Source organism: Pseudomonas sp. JQ170C (genome assembly GCF_035581345.1).
GTDB lineage: Bacteria > Pseudomonadota > Gammaproteobacteria > Pseudomonadales > Pseudomonadaceae > Aquipseudomonas.
In genome coordinates this window covers 4,327,546-4,349,415 of record NZ_CP141608.1, presented here as the reverse complement: position 1 = coordinate 4,349,415, position 21,870 = coordinate 4,327,546, and the positions used below count along the sequence as shown (strand labels likewise).

Here is a 21,870-nt window from a genome sequence, read left to right as displayed (position 1 = left end):
GGTCACGGCGACAGTCCAGCGCAGCTTTTCCTGCTGTTTCGCCGAATATTTTTTGACCGTTAGTCGAATTGACCCGTCCAATACAGCAATTGCCCTCAACACTGAGTTGAAACTGGCGCTCCGCGTCACTAATTCGGTATAACTACTGTCTATAGATACAGTTGCCTGCAGCCGCGATAAAACAGAGGTTCGTCATGTCCGAGTTTCAGCTCGTCACCCGTTTCCAGCCGGCCGGCGACCAGCCGGAGGCCATTCGCCAGATGGTCGAAGGCATCGAGGCGGGCCTGGCGCACCAGACCCTGCTCGGGGTAACCGGCTCGGGCAAGACCTTCAGCATTGCCAACGTGATTGCCCAGGTGCAGCGCCCCACGCTGGTGCTGGCGCCCAACAAGACCCTGGCGGCGCAGCTCTACGGCGAATTCAAGGCGTTTTTCCCCAACAACGCCGTGGAGTATTTCGTTTCCTATTACGACTACTACCAGCCAGAAGCCTATGTGCCGTCCTCCGACACCTTCATCGAGAAGGATGCCTCGATCAACGACCACATCGAGCAGATGCGCCTGTCGGCCACCAAGGCGCTGCTTGAACGGCGCGATGCGATCATTGTGACCACGGTGTCCTGCATCTATGGCCTGGGCAGCCCGGAAACCTACCTGAAGATGGTCTTGCACGTGGATCGCGGCGACAAGCTCGACCAGCGTGCCCTGCTGCGTCGCCTGGCCGACCTGCAATACACCCGCAACGAGATGGATTTTGCCCGGGCCACCTTTCGTGTGCGCGGGGATGTGATCGACATCTTCCCGGCCGAGTCGGACCTTGAGGCCATCCGCATCGAACTGTTCGATGACGAGGTGGAGAACATTGCTGCCTTCGACCCACTCACCGGCGAGGTGATCCGCAAGCTGCCGCGCTTCACGTTCTATCCCAAGAGCCACTACGTAACCCCGCGCGAAACCTTGCTGGAGGCGATGGAAGGCATCAAGGAAGAATTGCAGCAGCGCCTGGAATACCTGCACAAGGCCAACAAGCTGGTCGAAGCCCAGCGCCTGGAGCAGCGCACCCGTTTTGACCTGGAGATGATTCTTGAGCTGGGCTACTGCAACGGCATCGAGAACTACTCGCGCTACCTCTCCGGCCGCCCGGCCGGGGCACCGCCGCCGACCCTCTACGACTACCTGCCGCCCGATGCCTTGCTGGTGATCGACGAGTCCCACGTCAGCGTTCCGCAGGTCGGGGCGATGTACAAAGGCGACCGCTCACGCAAGGAAACCCTTGTCGAGTACGGTTTTCGCCTGCCGTCGGCGCTGGACAACCGGCCCATGCGCTTTGACGAGTGGGAGGCGGTCAGCCCGCAGACCATTTTCGTCTCCGCAACCCCGGGGCCCTATGAGGCCGAGCATGCGGGCAGGGTGGTGGAGCAGGTGGTGCGTCCCACCGGCCTGGTTGACCCGCAAGTGGAAGTACGCCCGGCGATCACCCAGGTCGATGATCTGCTTTCGGAGATCCGCAAGCGGGTCGCCGTTGAAGAGCGGGTGCTGGTCACCACCTTGACCAAGCGCATGGCCGAAGACCTGACCGACTACCTCGCCGACCATGATGTGCGGGTGCGCTACCTGCACTCGGACATCGATACGGTGGAGCGGGTCGAAATCATCCGCGACCTGCGCCTGGGTACCTTCGATGTGTTGGTGGGGATCAACTTGTTGCGTGAGGGCCTGGACATGCCCGAGGTGTCGCTGGTGGCGATCCTTGACGCCGACAAGGAAGGTTTCCTGCGTTCCGAGCGCTCGCTGATCCAGACCATCGGCCGTGCCGCCCGTAACCTCAACGGTCGCGCCATTCTCTATGCCGACAGAATCACCGGCTCGATGGAGCGAGCCATTGGCGAAACCGAGCGCCGTCGTGACAAGCAGATTGCCTTCAACGAAGCCAACGGCATCGTGCCCAAGGGCGTGATCAAGGACGTCACCGACATCATGGAAGGCGCCAACGTGCCCGGCTCGCGCAGCAAGAAGCGCAAAGGCATGGCCAAGGCTGCCGAAGAAAGCGCGCGCTACGAGGCCGAGCTGCGCTCGCCGGGCGAGATCGCCAAGCGCATCAAGCTGCTGGAAGAGAAGATGTACCAACTGGCACGCGACCTGGAGTTCGAGGCAGCGGCGCAGTTGCGCGACGAGATCTCAGCGTTGCGCGAGCGGCTGATCACCGTCTAAGCCAGGCCAAACCGTAGGAGCGGGCTTGCCCCGCGATAGCGATCCACCTGACACATCGCTATCGTGGGGCAAGCCCGCTCCTACGTTGGAGGTCAGTGCGCTTCTCCGGCCTTCAATCCTTGCGGCAATTTGCGCGTCATCAGCACCGCTACCATGCTGATCGCCAATCCGATGCCGACGAAATGGAAGGCATCGTTGTAGGCCATGATCATCGCCTGCTGGTGGGTAATCTCACTCAACTTGCCCAGTGCCGCAGCATCACTCCCCAGCCGCTCGGCCAACTGCGCCAGGCGCTCGGCCACCTGCGGATTGCTCGGCACCAGCGCTTCACGCAGGTAATCGAAATACACCTTGGTGCGCGCATCCAGCAAGGTCGCCAGCAGTGCAATGCCGATGGCCCCGCCGAGGTTGCGCAGGATGTTGAACAGGCTCGACGCCGAGCCCGCGTCCTGCGGCTGAATGTACGCCGTCGCAATCAGCGAGATGGTCACCATGATCATCGGTTGGCCCAGCGCGCGGATGATCTGGATCTGGTTGAACTGTTCGCCGGCGAAGTCCGGGTTGAGCACGCCAGAACTGAAGCTGGCCAGGCCAAACAGGCCAAAACCCAGGGTGCAGAGGATTTTCGGCGAGATGACCTTCATCAGTTGCGGCACCAGCGGAATCAGGAACAGCTGGGGAATGCCCATCCACATGATGACTTCGCCGATCTGCAAGGCGTTGTAGTTCTGGATCTGCGCCAGGTACAGCGGCAGCAGGTAGATCGAACCATACAGCCCGACCCCCATGCCCAGGCTGGCGATGCTCGACAAACCGAAGTTGCGATTGCCGAGGATGCGCAGGTTGATCAGCGGGTTGGGCTTTGAGTATTGCAGGATCACGAACATGATCAGGCTCAGCAGGGCGATGCTGCCAAGCCCGACAATCAGGCCCGACTCCAGCCAGTCCTTGCGGTGGCCTTCCTCCAGGAACACCTGCAGGCACCCCAGGCCCACACCCAGGGTGACGATGCCGGCGTAGTCGGTGCTTTTGAGTAATTCCCAGTGGGCTTCTTTCTTTTCCAGGCCATACATCAGGCCGGCGATCATCAACAGGCCCGGCGGGATGTTGATGTAGAAGATGTATTCCCAGCCCCAGTTCTCGGTGAGCCAGCCGCCCAGGGTCGGGCCGATGGAGGGCGCGAAAGTAGCGGTCATGGCGAACATGGCCATGCCCTTGGCGCGATGGTGTTCGGGCAACTTGATCAAGGTCAGGGTGAACGCCAGCGGGATCAATGCGCCGCCAGTGAAGCCCTGCATGGCGCGGAAAATGATCATGCTCTCCAGGTTCCAGGACATGGAGCACAGCAGCGAAGACACCAGAAACCCCAGGGAAACCCAGACCGCCAGGCGCCTGGCCGACAGCAGCTGCACCAGCCAGGCGGTCAGCGGGATCATGATGATCTCGGCCACCAGGTACGAGGTGGAGATCCAGGAACCTTCCTCCAGGGTCGCCGACAGGGCGCCCTGGATGTCCTTGAGCGAGGAGTTGGTGATCTGGATGTCCAGCACTGCCATGAAGGCGCCAAGCATGACGCTCATCACCGCGATCCAGTCGCGTCGGCTGGGTTCGCCGACGGGACGGATCAGTTGATCACCGGCCATTGTCGGCGCTGGCTCGGATATCCACGGTCGCGGTAACCGACATGCCAGGGCGAATTCTGCCGTGCAAGGGGTTGTCGGCATCGAAGGTGAGTTTCACCGGAATGCGCTGTACCACCTTGGTGAAGTTGCCGGTGGCGTTGTCCGGCGGCAGCAGGCTGAACTGGGCGCCGGAGGCGGCGAACAGGCTGTTGACCCGGGCCTGGATCGGGGTGTCGGGATAGCTGTCGAACACCAGTTCGGCTTTTTGCCCTGGCTGCATATGGCCGATCTGGGTTTCCTTGAAGTTGGCCTGAATCCAGATGTCTTCGTCCGGAACGATGGACAGCAGGTAGGCACCGGTCTGGACCACTTGGCCATTGCGGGCCGCCCGCTGGCCGATCATGCCGCTGATCGGCGCATGGATTTCGCTGCGGGTCAGGTTCAGTTCGGCTTGGGCCAGTTCGGTGCGGGCATTGACGATCTGGGCGTCCAGGCGCTTGATTTCGGCGGTCAGGGCGTTGACCTGCTGGCGCTGGCCTTGCAGGTCGGCCTGGGCCTTGCTCACCAGGGAGCGGGCGACGTGGTTTTCAGCCGACAGGGTGGTGACCCGCTCCTCTGAGACGTAGCCCGGCTTGCGCAGCGCCTGGGCACGGTTGAGATCCAGTTCGGCACGTCCAAGGGTGGCCTGGTTGGCGGCGACTTGCGCCTGGCCTGCGGCAATCAGGCTGGCTTGCTGGGTCAGGCGGCTTTCGGCTTGCAGGCGTTCGGCTTCACGGGTGTCCAGCGCAGCACGGGCGCGTTCCACGGCCAGGCGAAAGTCGTCCGGCTCCAGGCGCACCAGCAGGTCGCCCTTGGCGACATGCTGGTTGTCCTGCACCAAGACTTCATCGATGCGCGCACCCAGTTGACTGGACACCCGGGTGATTTCGCCCTGTACATAGGCGTTGTCGGTGCTTTCGTAGAAGCGCCCCTTGAGGTACCAGTGGGCGAGAAAGGCGAGGGCAATCAGCAGGACAAGGGTGAGAAAAACCAGCAGGCGACGCTTGAGTTGGGCAGGCATGAGACGATCGTTCCAAAAATGTAAGCAAATTTAACCGTGTTTGGATCCACGACCACAAGTGCCGATCGCGCCCATTGCTGGAGCCCGATGCCCGCTCCCTGTTAACATCCAGCCTTTGTTTCATCTCTAGTTCGAGACTGTCCATGACCACCGTTCGCACGCGTATCGCGCCTTCGCCTACTGGCGATCCCCACGTCGGCACCGCTTACATCGCCCTGTTCAACTACTGCTTTGCCAAGCAGCACGGCGGCGAGTTCATCCTGCGTATCGAAGATACCGACCAGCTGCGTTCGACCCGCGAGTCTGAACAGCAGATCTTCGACGCCCTGCGCTGGCTGGGCATCGAATGGAGCGAAGGCCCGGATGTTGGCGGCCCGCACGGCCCGTACCGGCAGAGCGAGCGGGGCGATATCTACAAGCAGTACGCCCAGCAGCTGGTCGATGCCGGCCATGCCTTCCCGTGCTTCTGCACCGCTGAAGAGCTGGACCAGATGCGCGCCGAGCAGATGGCCCGCGGCGAAACCCCGCGCTACGACGGCCGCGCCTTGCTGCTGTCGGCTGAAGAAGTGCAGCGCCGCCTGGCCGCTGGCGAGCCGCATGTGATCCGCATGAAGGTGCCGAGCGAAGGTGTGTGCGTGGTGCCGGACATGCTGCGTGGCGATGTCGAGATTCCATGGGACCGCATGGACATGCAGGTCCTGATGAAGACCGATGGCTTGCCGACCTACTTCCTGGCCAACGTGGTCGATGACCACCTGATGGGCATCACCCACGTGCTGCGCGGGGAAGAGTGGCTGCCTTCGGCACCCAAGCTGATCAAGCTGTACGAGTACTTCGGCTGGGAACAACCGGTGCTGTGCTACATGCCGCTGCTGCGTAACCCCGACAAGAGCAAGCTGTCCAAGCGCAAGAACCCGACCTCGGTGACGTTCTACGAGCGCATGGGCTTCATGCCGGAAGCCATGCTCAATTACCTGGGCCGCATGGGTTGGTCGATGCCGGATGAGCGCGAGAAGTTCTCGCTGGCCGAGATGGTCGACCACTTCGACTTGTCCCGCGTCTCCCTGGGTGGTCCGATCTTCGATATCGAGAAATTGTCGTGGCTCAACGGCCAGTGGCTGCGTGACTTGCCGGTGGAAGAGTTCGCCGCACGGGTGCAGAAGTGGGCGTTCAACAGCGATTACATGATGAAGATCGCGCCGCACGTGCAGGGCAGGGTAGAGACCTTCAGCCAGATCGCGCCGTTGGGTGGCTTCTTCTTTGAAGGTGCACTCAAGCTCGATGCCAAGCTGTTCGAGCACAAGAAACTGTCGGCTGACCAGGTGCGCCAGGTCATGCAACTGATCCTGTGGAAGCTCGAAAGCCTGCGCCAGTGGGAGAAGGAGCGCATCACCGGTTGCATCCAGGCAGTGGTCGAGGCGTTGGAGCTGAAGCTGCGTGACGCGATGCCGCTGATGTTCGCTGCGATCAGCGGTCAGGCCAGCTCGGTGTCGGTACTAGACGCCATGGAGATCCTCGGCCCGGACCTGACCCGCTACCGCCTGCGCCAGGCCTTGGACCTGCTCGGTGGTGTGTCGAAGAAAGAAAACAAAGAGTGGGAAAAACTGTTGGGCACCATTGCCTGATTGATTTTCCGGTAGGAACATCGCGGGGCGAGCCCGCCCCGCGATCTGCCAAACCCCGTAAAACCGGGGTGTTTCACGCATCGGGCCGGTAAGTGTTTGTTATCTCGGAAATTTTTTTTGGATTTTGTTGAAAATAAATTTGACAGGTCTTCAATCCGATCTTAATATGCGCCCCGTCCACAGCGATGAACGAAAACGAAACGCGAAGCACCCAGCCAAGCGATTCGGTTCAAAGCGACATAGTGGGGCTATAGCTCAGCTGGGAGAGCGCCTGCATGGCATGCAGGAGGTCAGCGGTTCGATCCCGCTTAGCTCCACCAAATTCCGATTCGTAGTCGGCTACAATGACTGCGAAGTCAGCCGGGCTCCAGCGGCCGGGTTGTTAAGGTAAGAAGGTTCGTCCCCTTCGTCTAGTGGCCTAGGACACCGCCCTTTCACGGCGGTAACAGGGGTTCGAGTCCCCTAGGGGACGCCAGTTTTACACAAGCGATATCGAAAGAGATCGCTGGGCCGCGAGGCTAGAAATCTGGGGCTATAGCTCAGCTGGGAGAGCGCCTGCATGGCATGCAGGAGGTCAGCGGTTCGATCCCGCTTAGCTCCACCAATTTTGCCAGGATTCGTGAAAACGGATCTGTACGAAGGTTACAAGTCCCCTTCGTCTAGTGGCCTAGGACACCGCCCTTTCACGGCGGTAACAGGGGTTCGAGTCCCCTAGGGGACGCCATTTTACCCACTTTGTGGGATTTCAAGGCTCATTCGATTATTGAATGAGCCTTTTGTTTTTGCCTCGAAAAAAGTTTCCCTTTCTGCCCTGTATCTCCTGCGCGACAAACGGCAGGGGATTACGCTTGCATAAAAATATTATGAGAATAATATTCTAACCATAATATTTGGAGGCAGGTCATGAACGACAAAAAGGCAAAAACCCGCGAACGGATACTCGAAGCTGCCTGCAGTGCATTGATCCAGCACGGCCCTGCCGAGCCCAGCGTCAATGAAGTCATGGGTGCGGCGGGGCTGACCGTGGGGGGCTTCTATGCGCACTTCGACAGCAAGGACGCCCTGATGCTCGAAGCGTTCAGCCAGTTGCTCAATGAGCGCCGGGCGCTGCTTGCCGAAGTCGATCCGAACATGAGCGGCGAAGAGCGTCGTGCCCTGGTCGCGGCCTTCTACCTGTCGCGCAAACACCGTGACGCCACCGAACGCGCCTGCCCGCTGCCCAACTCCCTGGGCGAGATGTCGCGCCTGCCAGAGGCTTTTCGTGAGGTGCTGGCCGAGCACATCGAATTGATGATGGCCAATCTCGCCGACAGCCCCGAAGAAGCTGACAAGGTGTTGGCCGATCTGGCCTTGATGGTCGGTGGGCTGGCCCTGGCCCGTGCCCTGGGCACTGACGAGCTGTCTGATCGAATCCTGCGTGCCGCCAAGTCGGCGGTTGTCTGAACCTGCGAGACCCACCGGAGCGAAGCGATGAACACCTTGACCTGGATTCGTAGCGTCAACGGCACCCTCGGACGGCTGGCGCCGGAGCATGTGGCGAGCAAGATGCGTCGTGCCTTCATGACCCCGCGCAACCTGCCACCGCGTGAGTGGGAGCTGCCGTTGCTCGCACGTGCAGAGCGCATCACCTTGCGTTTCGGGTTGTCGGCCTTGCGCTGGGGCAAGGGCCCCACGGTGTTGCTGATGCACGGCTGGGAAGGGCGGCCCACCCAGTTTGCGCATCTGATCGATACCCTGGTGCAGTCGGGCTATACCGCCGTGTCGCTGGAGGGGCCGGCCCATGGTCATTCTCCGGGCCATCAGGCAAACGTCGTGCTGTTTGCCCGGGCTTTGTTGGAAGCGGCCGCCGAATTGCCCCCGCTCAAAGCCGTTATCGGTCATTCCATGGGCGGGGCCAGTGTCATGCTCGCCCTGCAGTGGGGGTTACGGGCTGAACGGGCGGTCAGCATCGCCGCGCCTGCGCACTTGATGGGTGTTTTGCGCGGCTTTGCCAATCGCCTGGGCATGCCGGCACGGGCGCGTGCGGCCTTTGTTCGCCAGATTGAGCGTGACGTCGGAATTCAAGTCTCGCGGCTGAACGTCAGCGGTTACCAGCTGGAAATCCCGGCGTTGATCGTGCACGCCGAAGACGACAGCCTAATCCCATCTAGCGAGGCCCGGGCAATTCACGAGGCCTGGTTCGACAGTCGCTTGATGCTGCTGCCCGAGGGCGGACACCAGCGCGTATTGTCCGACCCGCATTTGATCGAAGGCGTCATGACCCTGCTGGCGCGGCAGCATGTGCCAGCCCGACAATCAGCCTGAGCATCCGTTACACTCTGCCCGTTCATCACAGACCTGGAGCGGGCATGAGTTGGGATCTGGCAACACCGTTCACCATCGACCTGCGTGTCGGTGCCGACGATATCGACGGCCTCGGCCACGCCAATAATGCGGTTTATGTAACCTGGCTCGAGCGCTGCGCCTGGCGCCATTCCCAGCGCCTGGGGCTGGACCTGGCTGAGTACCGCCGTCTGGACCGGGCCATGGCCGTCGTCCGCCACGAAATCGACTACCTGGCCGCCGCCTACGAAGACGACGAGTTGCAACTGGCAACCTGGATCGTCGACTGGGACCAGCGGCTGAAAATGTCCCGGCGTTTTCAGTTGGTGCGACCCAGCGATGGCACCACCTTGCTGCGGGCGCAGACAACCTTCGTCTGCATCGAGTTATCCACAGGGCGTCCCAAGCGCATGCCGAGCGAATTCATTGACGGATACGGCCCGGCGCTGATGACCGGGGCACTGTAGCTGGCGGATTTTGCTAGACTGCCGGCCTTTTTCACCCGAGATGCATTCCATGCAAATTGCCCTGGCCCCGATGGAGGGGCTGGTCGACAACATCCTTCGTGACGTACTGACCCAGGTGGGCGGTATCGACTGGTGTGTCACCGAGTTCATTCGCGTCTGCGACCGGCTACTGCCGGCGGCCACCTTCGACAAACTGGCGCCGGAGCTGCGCCACGGTGCGCAGACCCTGGCCGGGGTGCCCTTGCGTGTGCAGCTTCTGGGTTCGGACCCTGTGTGCCTGGCCGAGAACGCCGTCCTGGCGTGTGAGTTGGGCGCGCCGGTGATCGACCTGAACTTCGGCTGCCCGGCCAAGACGGTGAACAAGTCCCGTGGCGGCGCAGTACTGCTCAAGGAGCCGGAGTTGCTCCATGCCATCTTGCGTGAGGTGCGCCGTGCGGTGCCTGCGCACATTCCGGTCACCGCCAAGATGCGCCTGGGTTTCGACAGCCCGGATGGCGCGCTGGACTGCGCCCTGGCCCTGGCCGAAGGCGGCGCCGAACAATTGGTGGTGCATGCGCGGACCAAGGTCGACGGCTACAAGCCACCTGCGCATTGGGAGTGGGTGGCCCGGGTGCAGGACGTGGTCAAGGTGCCGGTCTACGCCAACGGTGAAGTCTGGACCCTTGAAGACTGGCGACGTTGCCGCGAGGTCAGCGGTGTCGAAGACATCATGCTCGGTCGTGGCCTGGTGTCCCGTCCGGACCTGGCCCGGCAGATCGCCGCTGAGCGTGATGGTGTCGAATTCGTGCCCATGGACTGGCAGAGCCTGTTGCCATTGATCCATGACTTCTGGGGGCAAGCGTGTGCGCAGTTGACCCCACGGCAGGCGCCGGGGCGCTTGAAGCAATGGGTAGCGATGCTGACCCGTACTTACCCGGAAGCCGTCGAGCTGTTCACCGAGCTGCGCCGGGAAACCGACTGTGATCGCGTCGGGCAGTTGATTGGCATGCCGGTCAGCGAGGCGGCCTGAAAATTTTTTTGCACGGTCGCTTGAAAAAAAAGCGGGGGTCCTTATCTAGGGAGTACGCGATGCCGAAGTCGGGTCGCGGCACTAAAAACCTCGCTGATTTTCAGGAGATGCACCATGACTACTGCTTTTTCTCTGGCTCCACTGTTCCGTCATTCCGTAGGTTTCGACCGTTTCAACGACCTGTTCGAGTCCGCGGCGCGTAATGAGGCGGGTAGCAGCTACCCTCCCTACAACGTTGAAAAACATGGCGAAGACCACTATCGAATCGTTGTTGCCGCAGCCGGTTTCCAGGAACAAGACCTGGACCTGCAAGTGGAAAAAGGCGTCTTGACCGTTACGGGCGGCAAGCGCGAAAACAGCGGTGAAAGCGTCACCTACCTGCATCAGGGCATTGCCCAACGGGCGTTCAAGTTGTCCTTCCGCCTGGCCGACCATATCGAGGTCAAGGCCGCGGGGCTGGCCAACGGCCTGCTCAGCATCGACCTGCTGCGCATCGTGCCTGAAGAGGCCAAGGCCAAGCGCATCCCGATCAATGGGGACAGCAAGCCTGCGCTGAACTGAGTGCGGTGATGTAAAAAAAGGGCACCTTCGGGTGCCCTTTTTCATTGCTGTAGGAGCGGGCTTGCCCCGCGATAGCGATCCACCTGACACATCGCTATCGCGGGGCAAGCCCGCTCCTACAGGGCAGGGGTTTCAAGCAGCATGCGGCGAAACTCGATCAGCGGCAGCGGCCGGCTGTGCAGATAACCCTGGTACAAAAAACACCCCAGTCGTTCCAGGAATTCCAGTTGCTCCGACAGTTCCACACCCTCGGCAATCACCGCCAGATCAAGGCTTTGAGCCATGGCCACGATAGCCCGGACAATTTCCGCATCGTTGGGGTCCAGTGGCGCATCGCGGACGAATGACTGGTCGATCTTCAGCGCATCCACCGGCAGTCGCTTGAGGTAGGTCAGCGATGAGTACCCGGTGCCAAAATCATCCATGGCAAAGCTCACGCCATAGCGCTTGAGTTCGCGCATCTTGCTGATGGTGTCTTCCAGGTTCTGGATGACGATCCCTTCGGTGATTTCCAGCTTGAGCATCTTGTACGGCAGGCGGAAGTCATCGAGGCTGCGCAGCACCCGTTCGACAAAGTCGTTCTGGCGAAACTGTCGCGGGCTGATGTTCACGCACAGGCTGAAATCGTCCGGGTCGATCAGGTGGTCACGCAGCATGCCGGCACAGGCATCGCATGCTTCTTCCAGAATCCAGCTACCCACTTCGAGAATCAGGCCGCTTTCTTCCAGTACCTGGATGAACTGTGCCGGAGGCTGCTGGCCCAGTTGCGGGTGATGCCAGCGCAACAGGACTTCGGCGCCGACGATGCGATTGTCACGGGCATCGACCTGCGGCTGGAAGTGCAGGGCCAGTTCGCCACGGGCCAGGGCCAGGCGCAAGTCGCTCTCCATGCGCAGGCGCTCACTGGCGGCCTTTTGCATGGTGGTATGGAACAGTTGGGTGGTGTTGCGGCCGGAGTCCTTGGCCCGGTAAAGGGCGATGTCGGCGCGCTTGAGCAGGTCCGCCGGCGTCGAGCCGTGATCGGGAATCAGCGCCACGCCGATGCTAGGGGTGACCTGCAGGCGTTGACCGTCCAGCGACATCGGCTCGGCCAGCAGTTCACGCAAGGTATCGGCCAGTTCCCGGACCTTCTCCGTGACCTCGTCGCGGCTGCCCTCCAGGCCGCTGAGCAGCACCACGAATTCATCGCCACCCAGGCGCGCGACGGTGTCCTCCAGGCGCACGCTGGCTTCCAGGCGGGCGGTAATGATCTTGAGTACCGTGTCGCCCACCGGGTGGCCCAGGGAGTCGTTGATGTGCTTGAAATGATCCAGGTCGAGGAACAGCAGCGCGCCGCGCAGATTATGGCGCTTGAGTAAGGCGATCTGCTGGCTCAGGCGGTCCATCAGCAGGGCGCGGTTGGGCAGGTTGGTGAGCGGGTCGTGATAGGCCAGGTGGCGGATCTGTGCCTGGGCATTCTTCAGTTGGCTGACATCTCGGGCGGTCAGCAGCAGGCACTCGGTTTCGTTCAGGGTGAGCGGTTCGATCGACACCTCGACCGTGAGTATCTCGCCACGCTTGTTGCGCCCGAGCATTTCACGATGGTGCACCCGGCCCCTGTCCTGCAGTTCGCTGATCAGCGCCGTGCGTTGCTTGTCATCGGCCCAGATGCCGATTTCATACACGGTGCGGCCGATGACTTCGGCCGAGCTGTAGCCGGTCAGGCGACAAAAGCCGTCGTTGACTTCCAGGTAACGGCCGCTTTCAAGCTCGGTGATGGTGATGGCGTCGGGGCTTGAGTGGAAGGCTTTGGCGAACTTCTCCTCGCTGGCCTTGAGTGCGGCCTCGGCCCGTTGCTGCTGGGTGATGTCGCGCAGGGTGGTGACGCTGCAGGGGTGGTTGTCGACCGTGATCAGGCGGCTGGAGATCACGCAGGTCAGCGGCTGGCCTTCCTGGTGGTTGACCACCACGGCGACGTTGTTCAAGGCCTGGTCGCGAATCACCTGCTCGATGCGCCGGGCACGCTCGGCGGATTCGGCCCACAAGCCGATCTCTTCGGCGGTGTGGCCGATGACCTGATGGGTGCCCCAGCCGAAAGTCTGGGTGAAGGCCGGGTTGATCTCAATGAATCGGCCGCTGTCCTGGCGGGTGACGCAGATCGGGTCGGGGCTGGCCTGGAACAGGCTGGCGAATTTTTCTTCCGAGCTGGTCAGGCGCTGTTCGCGTTCGACCTGGTCGGTGATGTCCAGCAAGGTGCCCGCCATGCGCAGCGGCTTGCCGTTTTCGTCGCGATACAGCCGGGCCCGGCTTTCAATGTAGCGCGACGTGCCGTTTTCCAGCTGGATCTGGTAGGTGATCTGGTAATTGCCGGCCGGGCCTTCGCGCAGGCTGCGGTAGGCCTGGCGCATGGTGCTGCGCTCAAGTTCCGGCACCCCCTCGAAGAAGGCCTCGAAAGACTCATGGAAGGGGACCGGCTCAAGGCCATGCAGCTCGGCAGCGCGAGCCGAGCCATAGAGCATGCCGCTGGGGATATGCCAGTCCCAGGTGCCCAGTTGGGCGGAGTCCAGGGCCAGGTCCAGGCGTTCCTGGCTGTCCTTGAGGGCTTGTTCGGCGCGTTTGCGTTCGCTGGTGTCGACAAAGGTGCTGAGCAGGCAGATCGTGCCTTCGAGTTCGATGTTCTGGGTGCTGAGGATGCCGTCGTGGATCTTGCCGCTGCTGGCGCGGAACTGCACCTCCATCGTCACCGGGCCACTGTTGCCCCGGGTGGCTTCCAGCACGGCATTGCGCTGCTGGGGGTTGGCCCACAGGCCCAGCTCGATGGTGGTCTTGTTGATGACCTGGTGGCCAGGCCAGCCGAGGATCTGCTCGAAGTGCTGGTTGACCTCATGGATCAGGCCGTCGGAGCGGCGGGTGAGCAGCACCACGTTGGGGCTCAGGTGAAACAGCGTGGCAAAGCGCTTCTCCGAATTGATCAGCGCGGTTTCCCGGTCGCGCTGGCGGGTGATTTCACGGATAACGCCAATCATCTGCGGGCGGCCCAGCTTGTCCTTGGCCAGGCTGCCGTTGATTTCCAGCCAGTGCAAGCTGCCGTCGGGCCAGCGAATGCGGTGGCGCAGGGCTTGCTCCACCGGCTCGCCGTTGATCACGGCATGAAAGGCCTGCAGGGTGCGGGCGCGGTCTTCGGCGGGCAGCAGTTCGAGATAGTCCAGGTCATTGGGCAAGGGTTGATCCGGGTCGAAGCCGAACAGTGCCTGGGTGCCGCGTGACCAACTGATTTGCCCGGTTTCTATGTCCCAGAACCAGGCGCCCAGGTGCGCGCCATTGAGCGCCGCCAACAATTGTGGGGCGTTCTCCCAGGTCTGCTCCGACGCCTGGGGGTCCGCCGCATGGATGCGTGGCAGGCGCGGAAAGCGGTTTGCTGATTTGGGCATCGGTACCAGACCTTTGGCAGGTGACGCGTCCTTGAGGGTCCTACTGACCGGGTTCTACCTCAATGGCTCAGGGGTGCCGAGCATGGCTGTCGAGCAGGGCCATGAAGGCTTTGGCGGCATTCGAGAGCGTTCGCTCGGTGTGCAGAATGTAGCCTAGCTGGCGGGACAGCTGTATGCCCGGCAAAGCGATAGGCGCAACCTGCTCATCGAGCATAGTACGTGGCAGCACACTCCACGCCAGGCCGATGGAAACCATCATCTTGATGGTTTCCAGGTAGTTGGTGCTCATGGCGATGTTTGGCGTCAGGCCCTGGGCCTCGAACAGCCGCTGGACGATGTGATGGGTAAAGGTATTACCCCCTGGAAACACCGCCGGGTGGTGGGCGACATCGGCAAGGCTCACTGAGCCATTGCGGGCCAGCAGGTGTTCCGGGGCGGCGACGAAATCCAGCGGGTCGTCCCAGACGGGCACCGCCTTGACCAGTGGGTGCGGCTCGGGCGCCAGGGTGATGACGGCAATTTCTGCGCGCCCATGGAGGATCTCGTCGTAGGCAGCTTCCGAATCCAGGAACTGTATATCCAGTGCTACCTCAGGGTATTGGCGGGTGAAGGCCCGTAGAACCGGGGGCAAACGGTGCAAGCCGATGTGGTGGCTGGTGGCGAGGGTCAGGCGTCCTGCCACTTCACCCGTGAGGTTGGTGAGGGCGCGGCGGGTGTCTTCCAGCACGTTGATGATCTGGTAGGCACGCGGCAGCAGGGCCCGGCCGGCTTCCGTGAGGTTGACCTCTCGCCCGAGGCGATCGAACAGGCGCAGGTCCAGCTGTTGCTCAAGCCCGGCGATACGTTTGCTGATCGCAGGTTGAGTCAGGTGCAGGCGTTCGCCAGCCCCCGAAAAGCTGCCGGTTTCAGCCACGGCAATAAAAGCGTTGAGGTTGGCGAGGTCCACGGCTCAGGTATTCCCTTGAGTTATCCAAAGCATAAAAATTATGAATTTGAGTTATTCAATCTACCGTCATAGCATCGTCCGTACAAGCCAAGGGGTTATTGGCATAGAAAGACGCTGATGAGGAACAGTCTGATGGCCGGCAAAACGCTCTACGACAAGCTCTGGGATTCGCATTTGGTCAAGCAGCGCGACGATGGTTCGGCGCTGATCTATATCGACCGTCATATCATTCATGAAGTGACGTCGCCGCAAGCCTTCGAGGGCCTGCGCCTGGCCAATCGCAAACCCTGGCGCATCGATGCCAACATCGCCACACCCGATCACAACGTGCCGACCACGCCTGAGCGCAAAGGCGGTATCGAGGCCATCGTCGACCAGGTGTCGCGCCTGCAGGTCCAGACCCTCGACGAAAACTGCGATGAGTACGGCATTACCGAATTCAAGATGAACGACGTGCGCCAGGGGATCGTCCACGTCATTGGCCCGGAGCAGGGTGCAACCTTGCCGGGCATGACCGTGGTCTGCGGCGACTCGCACACCTCCACCCACGGCGCCTTCGGTGCCCTGGCCCACGGCATCGGCACCTCCGAGGTCGAGCATGTGCTCGCCACCCAGTGCCTGGTGGCCAAGAAAATGAAGAACATGCTGGTGCGCGTCGAAGGCCAGTTGCCTTTCGGCGTTACCGCCAAGGACATCGTCCTGGCCGTGATCGGCAAGATCGGCACCGCAGGCGGCAACGGCCATGCCATCGAGTTTGCCGGCAGCGCCATTCGCGACTTGTCCGTCGAAGGCCGCATGACCATCTGCAACATGTCCATCGAAGCCGGTGCCCGGGTAGGCCTGGTGGCCACCGACGAGAAGACCGTCGAATACGTCAAGGGCCGTCCCTACGCGCCGAGTGGCGAGCAGTGGGCACACGCGGTAGAAGCCTGGAAAGACCTGGTTTCCGACGCCGATGCTGTGTTTGACACCGTGGTCGAACTCGATGCTGCGCAGATCAAGCCACAGGTCAGTTGGGGCACCTCGCCGGAAATGGTGCTGGCGGTTGACCAGTGCGTACCGGACCCGGCTGCCGAGGCCGACCTGGTCAAGCGCGGCTCCATCGAGCGCGCCTTGAAGTACATGGGCTTGAGCGCCAACCAGGCGATTACCGACATTCAGCTCGACCGGGTGTTCATTGGCTCCTGCACCAACTCGCGGATTGAAGACTTGCGTGCCGCTGCGGTGATCGCCAAGGGCCGCAAGGTGGCCTCGACCATCAAGCAGGCCATCGTGGTGCCGGGCTCGGGCCTGGTCAAAGCCCAGGCCGAAAAAGAGGGCCTGGACAAGATCTTCCTGGAAGCCGGCTTCGAGTGGCGTGAGCCCGGTTGCTCCATGTGCCTGGCGATGAACCCGGATCGCCTGGAGAGCGGCGAGCATTGCGCCTCGACCTCCAACCGCAACTTTGAAGGTCGCCAGGGTGCTGGTGGTCGTACCCATCTGGTGAGCCCGGCCATGGCCGCCGCCGCCGCAGTGACCGGTCGTTTTGTCGATGTACGTGAGTTGATCCAAGGGAGCGCAGCATGAAAGCCTTTACCCAGCACACCGGCCTGGTCGCGCCATTGGATCGCGCCAACGTCGACACCGACCAGATCATTCCCAAGCAGTTCTTGAAGTCGATCAAGCGCACCGGCTTTGGCCCCAACCTGTTCGACGAGTGGCGCTACCTGGATGTCGGCCAGCCGTACCAGGACAACAGCAAGCGTCCGAAGAACGCGGATTTCGTCTTGAACCACGACCGTTACCAGGGCGCCAGCGTGTTGCTGGCCCGTGAGAACTTCGGTTGCGGCTCCAGTCGCGAACACGCGCCATGGGCCCTTGAGGAATACGGCTTTCGCAGCATCATTGCGCCGAGCTATGCCGATATCTTCTTCAACAACAGCTTCAAGAACGGCCTGTTGCCGATCATCCTCAGCGATGAAGAAGTCGATGCGCTGTTCAAGCAAGTCGAGGCCGATCCTGGTTATCAGCTGACCATCGACCTGCAAGAGCAGACCGTCACCCGCCCGGACGGCAAGGTGTTGCGCTTCGAGATCGACGCGTTTCGCAAACACTGCTTGCTCAATGGCCTGGACGATATCGGCCTGACCCTGCAGGACAGCGATGCCATTGCCACCTTTGAAGCCAAGCACCGGGCCAGCCAGCCCTGGTTGTTTCGTGATGCTTGATTGCTGATGCCATCGCGGGGCAGGCCCGCTCCCACAATCCTGTAGGAGCGGGCTTGCCCCGCGACATGTTCCCGGAGACTGCAATGACCAGCACCACCCATACGGATGTCGTCCAGCGCCAGTTCGGCGAGCAAGCCAGCGCCTACCTGAGCAGTGCCGTACACGCCCAGGGCAGCGAGTTCGCCCTGTTGCAGGCCGAGCTTGCCGGGCAGGAGCAGGCGCGTGTGCTGGACCTGGGCTGCGGCGCCGGGCATGTCAGTTTCCACGTGGCGCCGCTGGTGCGTGAGGTGGTGGCCTACGATTTGTCGCAACAGATGCTCGACGTGGTAGCGACCACGGCTGCCGAGCGAAACCTGGCCAATATCGTCACCGAGTGCGGTGCTGCAGAGCGCCTGCCGTTCGCCGATGCAAGCTTTGACTATGTCTTGAGCCGTTACTCGGCACACCACTGGAGCGACTTGGGCCTGGCCCTGCGCGAAGTGCGACGGGTGCTCAAGCCGGGCGGGGTGGCGGCGTTCATCGATGTGATGTCGCCGGGCAGTCCGTTGCTCGACACCTATCTACAGAGTGTCGAAGTGATGCGCGACACCAGCCATGTGCGCGATTATTCGGCAGCCCAGTGGTTGCAACAGGTCAGCGAGGCTGGCTTGTACACCCGCAGTCACACGCGCCAGCGCTTGCGCCTGGAGTTCAGCTCCTGGGTCGAGCGCATGCGTACCCCGGATGTGATGCGCGGCGCCATACGCCATTTGCAGCAGGCGATGGGCGAAGAAGTACGGCAGTATTACCAGATTGAAGCCGACGGCTCGTTCAGCACCGATGTTCTGGTGCTCTGGGCCGAGTGCTGATTATTTTTCCGGCAGGCCAGTGCGGCGTGTCGCTTGAGTCGAACAAGAGGAACCCATGAGCAAACAGATTCTGATTCTCCCAGGTGATGGCATTGGTCCGGAAATCATGGCCGAGGCGGTCAAGGTACTGGAGCTGGCCAACGACAAGTTCCAGCTGGGCTTCAGCCTTTCCCACGACGTGATCGGCGGCGCTGCCATCGACAAGCACGGCGTGCCGCTGGCTGACGAAACCCTGGAGCGTGCGCGCCAGGCCGACGCCGTGCTGCTGGGCGCCGTGGGTGGTCCGAAGTGGGACAAGATCGAGCGCGATATTCGTCCTGAGCGCGGCCTGCTGAAAATTCGTTCGCAACTGGGTCTGTTCGCCAACCTGCGTCCGGCGATTCTCTACCCGCAATTGGCCGATGCCTCCTCGCTCAAGCCGGAAATCGTCGCTGGCCTGGATATCCTCATTGTCCGTGAGCTGACCGGCGGCATTTACTTCGGTGCTCCACGTGGCACCCGTGAGCTGGAAGGCGGCGAGCGCCAGTCCTACGACACGCTGCCGTACAGCGAGAGCGAAATCCGTCGCATTGCCCGCGTCGGCTTCGACATGGCTCGTGTGCGCGGCAAGAAACTGTGCTCGGTGGACAAGGCCAACGTCCTGGCGTCCAGCCAGCTGTGGCGCGAAATCGTCGAGGAAGTGGCCAAGGACTACCCGGATGTGGAGCTGTCCCACATGTACGTCGACAACGCCGCCATGCAACTGGTGCGTGCGCCCAAGCAGTTCGACGTGATGGTCACCGACAACATGTTCGGTGACATCCTGTCGGATGAAGCTTCCATGCTCACCGGCTCCATTGGCATGCTGCCGTCAGCCTCGCTGGACGCCAACAACAAGGGCATGTACGAGCCATGCCACGGTTCGGCACCAGACATCGCCGGCCAAGGCATCGCCAACCCGCTGGCAACCATTTTGTCGGTGTCGATGATGCTGCGTTACAGCTTCAATCAGCAGGCGGCTGCCGAAGCAATCGAACAGGCCGTCAGCCAGGTGCTGGATCAGGGGCTGCGCACGGGCGACATCTGGTCGGCCGGTTGCAGCAAAGTGGGTACGCAGGAAATGGGCGACGCAGTAGTCGCAGCGCTGCGGAATCTGTAATCTCTCGGGCCCGCTGCTGTTTTTCCTTGTGAAGCAGCGGCCCACTTTTTAGCAAAGGTGTAGTTGCGATGAAACGTGTAGGTCTGATCGGTTGGCGCGGTATGGTCGGTTCCGTGCTCATGCAGCGGATGCTGGAAGAGCAGGATTTTGATCTCATCGAGCCGGTGTTCTTCACCACCTCCAACGTGGGTGGCCAGGGTCCGGCTGTGGGCAAGGATATTGCTCCACTCAAAGACGCTTACAGCATTGAAGAGCTCAAGACCCTTGATGTGATCCTGACCTGCCAGGGCGGCGACTACACCAATGAGGTTTTCCCCAAGCTGCGCGAAGCCGGCTGGCAGGGCTACTGGATTGACGCCGCTTCCAGCCTGCGCATGCAGGATGACGCGGTCATCGTCCTGGACCCGGTCAACCGCAAGGTGATCGACCAGCAACTCGATGCCGGTACCAAGAACTACATCGGTGGCAACTGCACCGTCAGCCTGATGCTGATGGGCCTGGGCGGCCTGTTTGAAGCCGGCCTGGTCGAGTGGATGAGCGCCATGACCTACCAGGCAGCCTCCGGCGCCGGCGCGCAGAACATGCGTGAACTGATCCGCCAGATGGGTGCTACCCATGCGGCAGTGGCCGATGACCTGGCCAACCCGGCCAGCGCCATCCTCGACATCGACCGCAAGGTTGCCGAGGCCATGCGCAGCGAAGCCTACCCGACCGAGAACTTCGGTGTTCCCCTGGCCGGCAGCCTGATCCCGTGGATCGACAAGGAACTGCCGAACGGCCAGAGCCGCGAAGAGTGGAAGGCCCAGGCCGAGACCAACAAGATCCTCGGTCGCTTCAAGAGCCCGATTCCGGTCGACGGCATCTGCGTGCGTATCGGTGCCATGCGCTGCCACAGCCAGGCGCTGACCATCAAGCTGAACAAGGACGTGCCGATCGCCGATATCGAAGGCATGATCAGCCAGCACAATCCTTGGGTGAAACTGGTACCGAACCAGCGCGAAATCAGCATGCAGGAACTGAGCCCGACCAACGTCACCGGTACCCTGAACATTCCGGTGGGACGCCTGCGCAAGCTGAACATGGGGTCGCAGTACCTGGGCGCCTTCACCGTGGGCGACCAACTGCTGTGGGGCGCGGCCGAACCGCTGCGCCGCATGCTGCGGATCCTGCTGGAGCGTTGATCGCTGCAGTGAGATGAACCCAGAGCCCGTGCTGCCAACAGCACGGGCTTTTTCATTGCAGGAGCGGGCTTGCCCCGCGATCGCGAACGGTCTGGCACACCGCGATCGCGGGGCAAGCCCGCTCCTGCAAAGGTATTCCCCCGTCACAAATCCAAGTAAAGTGCCGCTCCCGCCGTTCCAGCAGAGGATTTTCCATGAGCCAGCCTATTGATATCGCCGTGATTGGTGCCACCGGAACAGTCGGTGAAACCCTTGTGCAGATTCTCGAAGAGCAGGACGTAGCCGTCGGAACCTTGCACTTGCTGGCCAGCAACGAATCGGCAGGCAGTGGTGTGATGTTTCGCAGCAAGAGCCTGCGGGTGCGTGAAGTCGACAGTTTCGACTTCAGCAAGGTCAAGCTCGCCTTCTTCGCCGCCGGGCCAGCGGTTACCCGCAGTTTCGCGCCCCGTGCCCAGGCCGCCGGTTGCACGGTGATCGACCTGTCCGGTGGTTTGCCTGCCGACCAGGCGCCAGCCATTGTTCCGGAAGCCAACGCCGGACGCCTGGATAACCTGCCAACGCCAGCCCAGGTCAGCAGCCCGAGCGCTGCAGCCGTGGCCCTGGCGGTTGCCCTCGCACCGCTGAAGGGCTTGCTCGATATCGAGCGTGTCCAGGTGACAGCTTGCCTGGCGGTTTCGGCTCAAGGTCGCGAGGCGGTCAATGAGCTCGCGCGGCAGACTGCGGAACTGCTCAATGCCCGCCCGCTGGAGCCGCGTTTCTTCGACCGCCAGATGGCGTTCAACGTGCTGGCCCAGGTCGGTGCCAACGATGCCCAGGGGCACGGTGTACTGGAGCGTCGCCTGGTTGAGGAGCTTCGTGAAGTGCTCGAGTTGCCGGCGCTGAAGATTTCCGTGACCTGCATTCAAGTCCCGGTGTTTTTCGGCGATAGCTACAGTGTGACCGTGCAGAGTCGTGAACCGGTCGACCTGGTTGCGGTCAATGCTGCGCTGGAAGCGGCTGACAGTATCGAGCTGGTGGAGGAGGGTGATTACCCGACGCCGGTGGGTGACGCAGTCGGCCAGGACGTGGTCTATGTTGGACGAGTACGCGGTGGGATCGACGAAGTTGAGCAACTCAATCTCTGGCTGACCACTGACAACGTGCGCAAAGGCGCGGCGCTGAACGCCGTGCAGCTGGCGCAATTGTTGATAAAACACATTGTGTAAAAGATACTTGCGGATAATTTTTACCCGATAATTCTCGGGTGGCCGGGGACGGTTCTATC

17 protein-coding genes and 4 tRNA genes are annotated in these 21,870 nt (G+C 61.7%); 17 read left to right on the top strand and 4 right to left on the bottom strand.

Going from position 1 to position 21,870, the window contains the following annotated elements:
- The first annotated feature begins 194 nt into the window (after positions 1–194).
- Positions 195–2,210 (top strand): excinuclease ABC subunit UvrB, encoded by a 2,016-nt coding sequence (gene uvrB, locus U9R80_RS19705; protein ID WP_301839512.1) that lies wholly within the window; start codon positions 195–197, stop codon positions 2,208–2,210.
- A gap of 92 nt (positions 2,211–2,302) precedes the next feature.
- Here uvrB and U9R80_RS19700 read toward each other — a convergent pair whose 3' ends face one another.
- The gene (locus U9R80_RS19700; protein WP_301839556.1) at positions 2,303–3,793 is read right to left on the bottom strand and encodes an MDR family MFS transporter; all 1,491 of its coding nucleotides are present in this window, start codon (positions 3,791–3,793) and stop codon (positions 2,303–2,305) included.
- Between the two features lie 49 nt (positions 3,794–3,842).
- The gene (locus tag U9R80_RS19695; RefSeq protein WP_301839513.1) at positions 3,843–4,892 is read right to left on the bottom strand and encodes an HlyD family secretion protein; all 1,050 of its coding nucleotides are present in this window, start codon (positions 4,890–4,892) and stop codon (positions 3,843–3,845) included.
- 143 nt (positions 4,893–5,035) lie between these two features.
- On the opposite strand from U9R80_RS19695, the gene gltX reads away from it, so the two are divergent.
- The 10 genes from gltX (at position 5,036) to U9R80_RS19645 (ending at position 10,876) form a co-directional block, all read left to right on the top strand.
- Positions 5,036–6,517 (top strand): glutamate--tRNA ligase, encoded by a 1,482-nt coding sequence (gene gltX / locus U9R80_RS19690; RefSeq protein ID WP_301839514.1) that lies wholly within the window; start codon positions 5,036–5,038, stop codon positions 6,515–6,517.
- A gap of 244 nt (positions 6,518–6,761) precedes the next feature.
- Positions 6,762–6,837, top strand: a tRNA-Ala gene (locus U9R80_RS19685).
- Between the two features lie 79 nt (positions 6,838–6,916).
- Positions 6,917–6,992, top strand: a tRNA-Glu gene (locus U9R80_RS19680).
- A gap of 53 nt (positions 6,993–7,045) precedes the next feature.
- A tRNA-Ala gene (locus tag U9R80_RS19675) sits at positions 7,046–7,121 on the top strand.
- A 44-nt stretch (positions 7,122–7,165) separates the two neighbouring features.
- Positions 7,166–7,241: transfer RNA gene (locus U9R80_RS19670), tRNA-Glu, on the top strand.
- A gap of 179 nt (positions 7,242–7,420) precedes the next feature.
- On the top strand, positions 7,421–7,960 hold the full coding sequence (locus tag U9R80_RS19665; RefSeq protein ID WP_301839515.1) for a TetR/AcrR family transcriptional regulator: 540 nt from the start codon (positions 7,421–7,423) through the stop codon (positions 7,958–7,960).
- A gap of 27 nt (positions 7,961–7,987) precedes the next feature.
- Entirely contained in the window at positions 7,988–8,821 is an 834-nt protein-coding gene (locus U9R80_RS19660; RefSeq protein WP_301839516.1) for an alpha/beta fold hydrolase, read from the top strand.
- A 44-nt stretch (positions 8,822–8,865) separates the two neighbouring features.
- Positions 8,866–9,306, top strand: coding sequence for an acyl-CoA thioesterase (locus tag U9R80_RS19655; RefSeq protein ID WP_301839517.1), 441 nt, complete (start codon positions 8,866–8,868; stop codon positions 9,304–9,306).
- 49 nt (positions 9,307–9,355) lie between these two features.
- The gene (locus U9R80_RS19650; protein WP_301839518.1) at positions 9,356–10,315 is read left to right on the top strand and encodes a tRNA dihydrouridine synthase; all 960 of its coding nucleotides are present in this window, start codon (positions 9,356–9,358) and stop codon (positions 10,313–10,315) included.
- 114 nt (positions 10,316–10,429) lie between these two features.
- Positions 10,430–10,876 (top strand): Hsp20 family protein, encoded by a 447-nt coding sequence (locus U9R80_RS19645; RefSeq protein ID WP_301839519.1) that lies wholly within the window; start codon positions 10,430–10,432, stop codon positions 10,874–10,876.
- Positions 10,877–10,992: 116 nt separating this feature from the next.
- Here U9R80_RS19645 and U9R80_RS19640 read toward each other — a convergent pair whose 3' ends face one another.
- Both U9R80_RS19640 and U9R80_RS19635 read right to left on the bottom strand, forming a co-directional pair.
- Complete coding sequence (locus U9R80_RS19640) at positions 10,993–14,286, bottom strand: EAL domain-containing protein (RefSeq protein ID WP_301839520.1); 3,294 nt, start codon at positions 14,284–14,286, stop codon at positions 10,993–10,995.
- Between the two features lie 67 nt (positions 14,287–14,353).
- Positions 14,354–15,232 (bottom strand): LysR family transcriptional regulator, encoded by an 879-nt coding sequence (locus U9R80_RS19635; protein ID WP_301839521.1) that lies wholly within the window; start codon positions 15,230–15,232, stop codon positions 14,354–14,356.
- A gap of 132 nt (positions 15,233–15,364) precedes the next feature.
- On the opposite strand from U9R80_RS19635, the gene leuC reads away from it, so the two are divergent.
- From leuC to U9R80_RS19605, 6 genes are all read left to right on the top strand, one after another.
- Positions 15,365–16,798 (top strand): 3-isopropylmalate dehydratase large subunit, encoded by a 1,434-nt coding sequence (gene leuC / locus U9R80_RS19630; RefSeq protein ID WP_301839522.1) that lies wholly within the window; start codon positions 15,365–15,367, stop codon positions 16,796–16,798.
- Positions 16,795–17,439 (top strand): 3-isopropylmalate dehydratase small subunit, encoded by a 645-nt coding sequence (gene leuD, locus U9R80_RS19625; protein WP_301839524.1) that lies wholly within the window; start codon positions 16,795–16,797, stop codon positions 17,437–17,439. Before leuC ends, leuD begins: the two co-directional genes overlap by 4 nt.
- An 83-nt stretch (positions 17,440–17,522) precedes the next feature.
- Positions 17,523–18,287 (top strand): class I SAM-dependent methyltransferase, encoded by a 765-nt coding sequence (locus tag U9R80_RS19620; protein WP_301839525.1) that lies wholly within the window; start codon positions 17,523–17,525, stop codon positions 18,285–18,287.
- 55 nt (positions 18,288–18,342) lie between these two features.
- Positions 18,343–19,425, top strand: a complete 1,083-nt coding sequence (gene leuB / locus U9R80_RS19615) for a 3-isopropylmalate dehydrogenase (protein ID WP_301839527.1) — start codon at positions 18,343–18,345, stop codon at positions 19,423–19,425.
- A gap of 68 nt (positions 19,426–19,493) precedes the next feature.
- On the top strand, positions 19,494–20,606 hold the full coding sequence (gene asd / locus U9R80_RS19610; protein ID WP_010223256.1) for an aspartate-semialdehyde dehydrogenase: 1,113 nt from the start codon (positions 19,494–19,496) through the stop codon (positions 20,604–20,606).
- A gap of 194 nt (positions 20,607–20,800) precedes the next feature.
- Positions 20,801–21,811, top strand: a complete 1,011-nt coding sequence (locus U9R80_RS19605; RefSeq protein WP_301839529.1) for an aspartate-semialdehyde dehydrogenase — start codon at positions 20,801–20,803, stop codon at positions 21,809–21,811.
- Positions 21,812–21,870 lie beyond the last annotated feature (59 nt).

Excerpts from the sequence above, each read along its gene's own strand:
- uvrB (WP_301839512.1), top strand. The coding sequence starts at position 195 with ATGTCCGAGTTTCAGCTCGTCACCCGTTTCCAGCCGGCCGGCGACCAG.
- U9R80_RS19660 (WP_301839516.1), top strand. The coding sequence starts at position 7,988 with ATGAACACCTTGACCTGGATTCGTAGCGTCAACGGCACCCTCGGACGG.
- U9R80_RS19640 (WP_301839520.1), bottom strand. The coding sequence starts at position 14,286 with ATGCCCAAATCAGCAAACCGCTTTCCGCGCCTGCCACGCATCCATGCG.
- U9R80_RS19620 (WP_301839525.1), top strand. The coding sequence starts at position 17,523 with ATGACCAGCACCACCCATACGGATGTCGTCCAGCGCCAGTTCGGCGAG.
- U9R80_RS19695 (WP_301839513.1), bottom strand. The coding sequence starts at position 4,892 with ATGCCTGCCCAACTCAAGCGTCGCCTGCTGGTTTTTCTCACCCTTGTC.
- U9R80_RS19650 (WP_301839518.1), top strand. The coding sequence starts at position 9,356 with ATGCAAATTGCCCTGGCCCCGATGGAGGGGCTGGTCGACAACATCCTT.
- U9R80_RS19605 (WP_301839529.1), top strand. The coding sequence starts at position 20,801 with ATGAGCCAGCCTATTGATATCGCCGTGATTGGTGCCACCGGAACAGTC.
- U9R80_RS19645 (WP_301839519.1), top strand. The coding sequence starts at position 10,430 with ATGACTACTGCTTTTTCTCTGGCTCCACTGTTCCGTCATTCCGTAGGT.
- gltX (WP_301839514.1), top strand. The coding sequence starts at position 5,036 with ATGACCACCGTTCGCACGCGTATCGCGCCTTCGCCTACTGGCGATCCC.
- leuC (WP_301839522.1), top strand. The coding sequence starts at position 15,365 with ATGGCCGGCAAAACGCTCTACGACAAGCTCTGGGATTCGCATTTGGTC.
- U9R80_RS19655 (WP_301839517.1), top strand. The coding sequence starts at position 8,866 with ATGAGTTGGGATCTGGCAACACCGTTCACCATCGACCTGCGTGTCGGT.
- leuB (WP_301839527.1), top strand. The coding sequence starts at position 18,343 with ATGAGCAAACAGATTCTGATTCTCCCAGGTGATGGCATTGGTCCGGAA.
- asd (WP_010223256.1), top strand. The coding sequence starts at position 19,494 with ATGAAACGTGTAGGTCTGATCGGTTGGCGCGGTATGGTCGGTTCCGTG.
- U9R80_RS19665 (WP_301839515.1), top strand. The coding sequence starts at position 7,421 with ATGAACGACAAAAAGGCAAAAACCCGCGAACGGATACTCGAAGCTGCC.
- leuD (WP_301839524.1), top strand. The coding sequence starts at position 16,795 with ATGAAAGCCTTTACCCAGCACACCGGCCTGGTCGCGCCATTGGATCGC.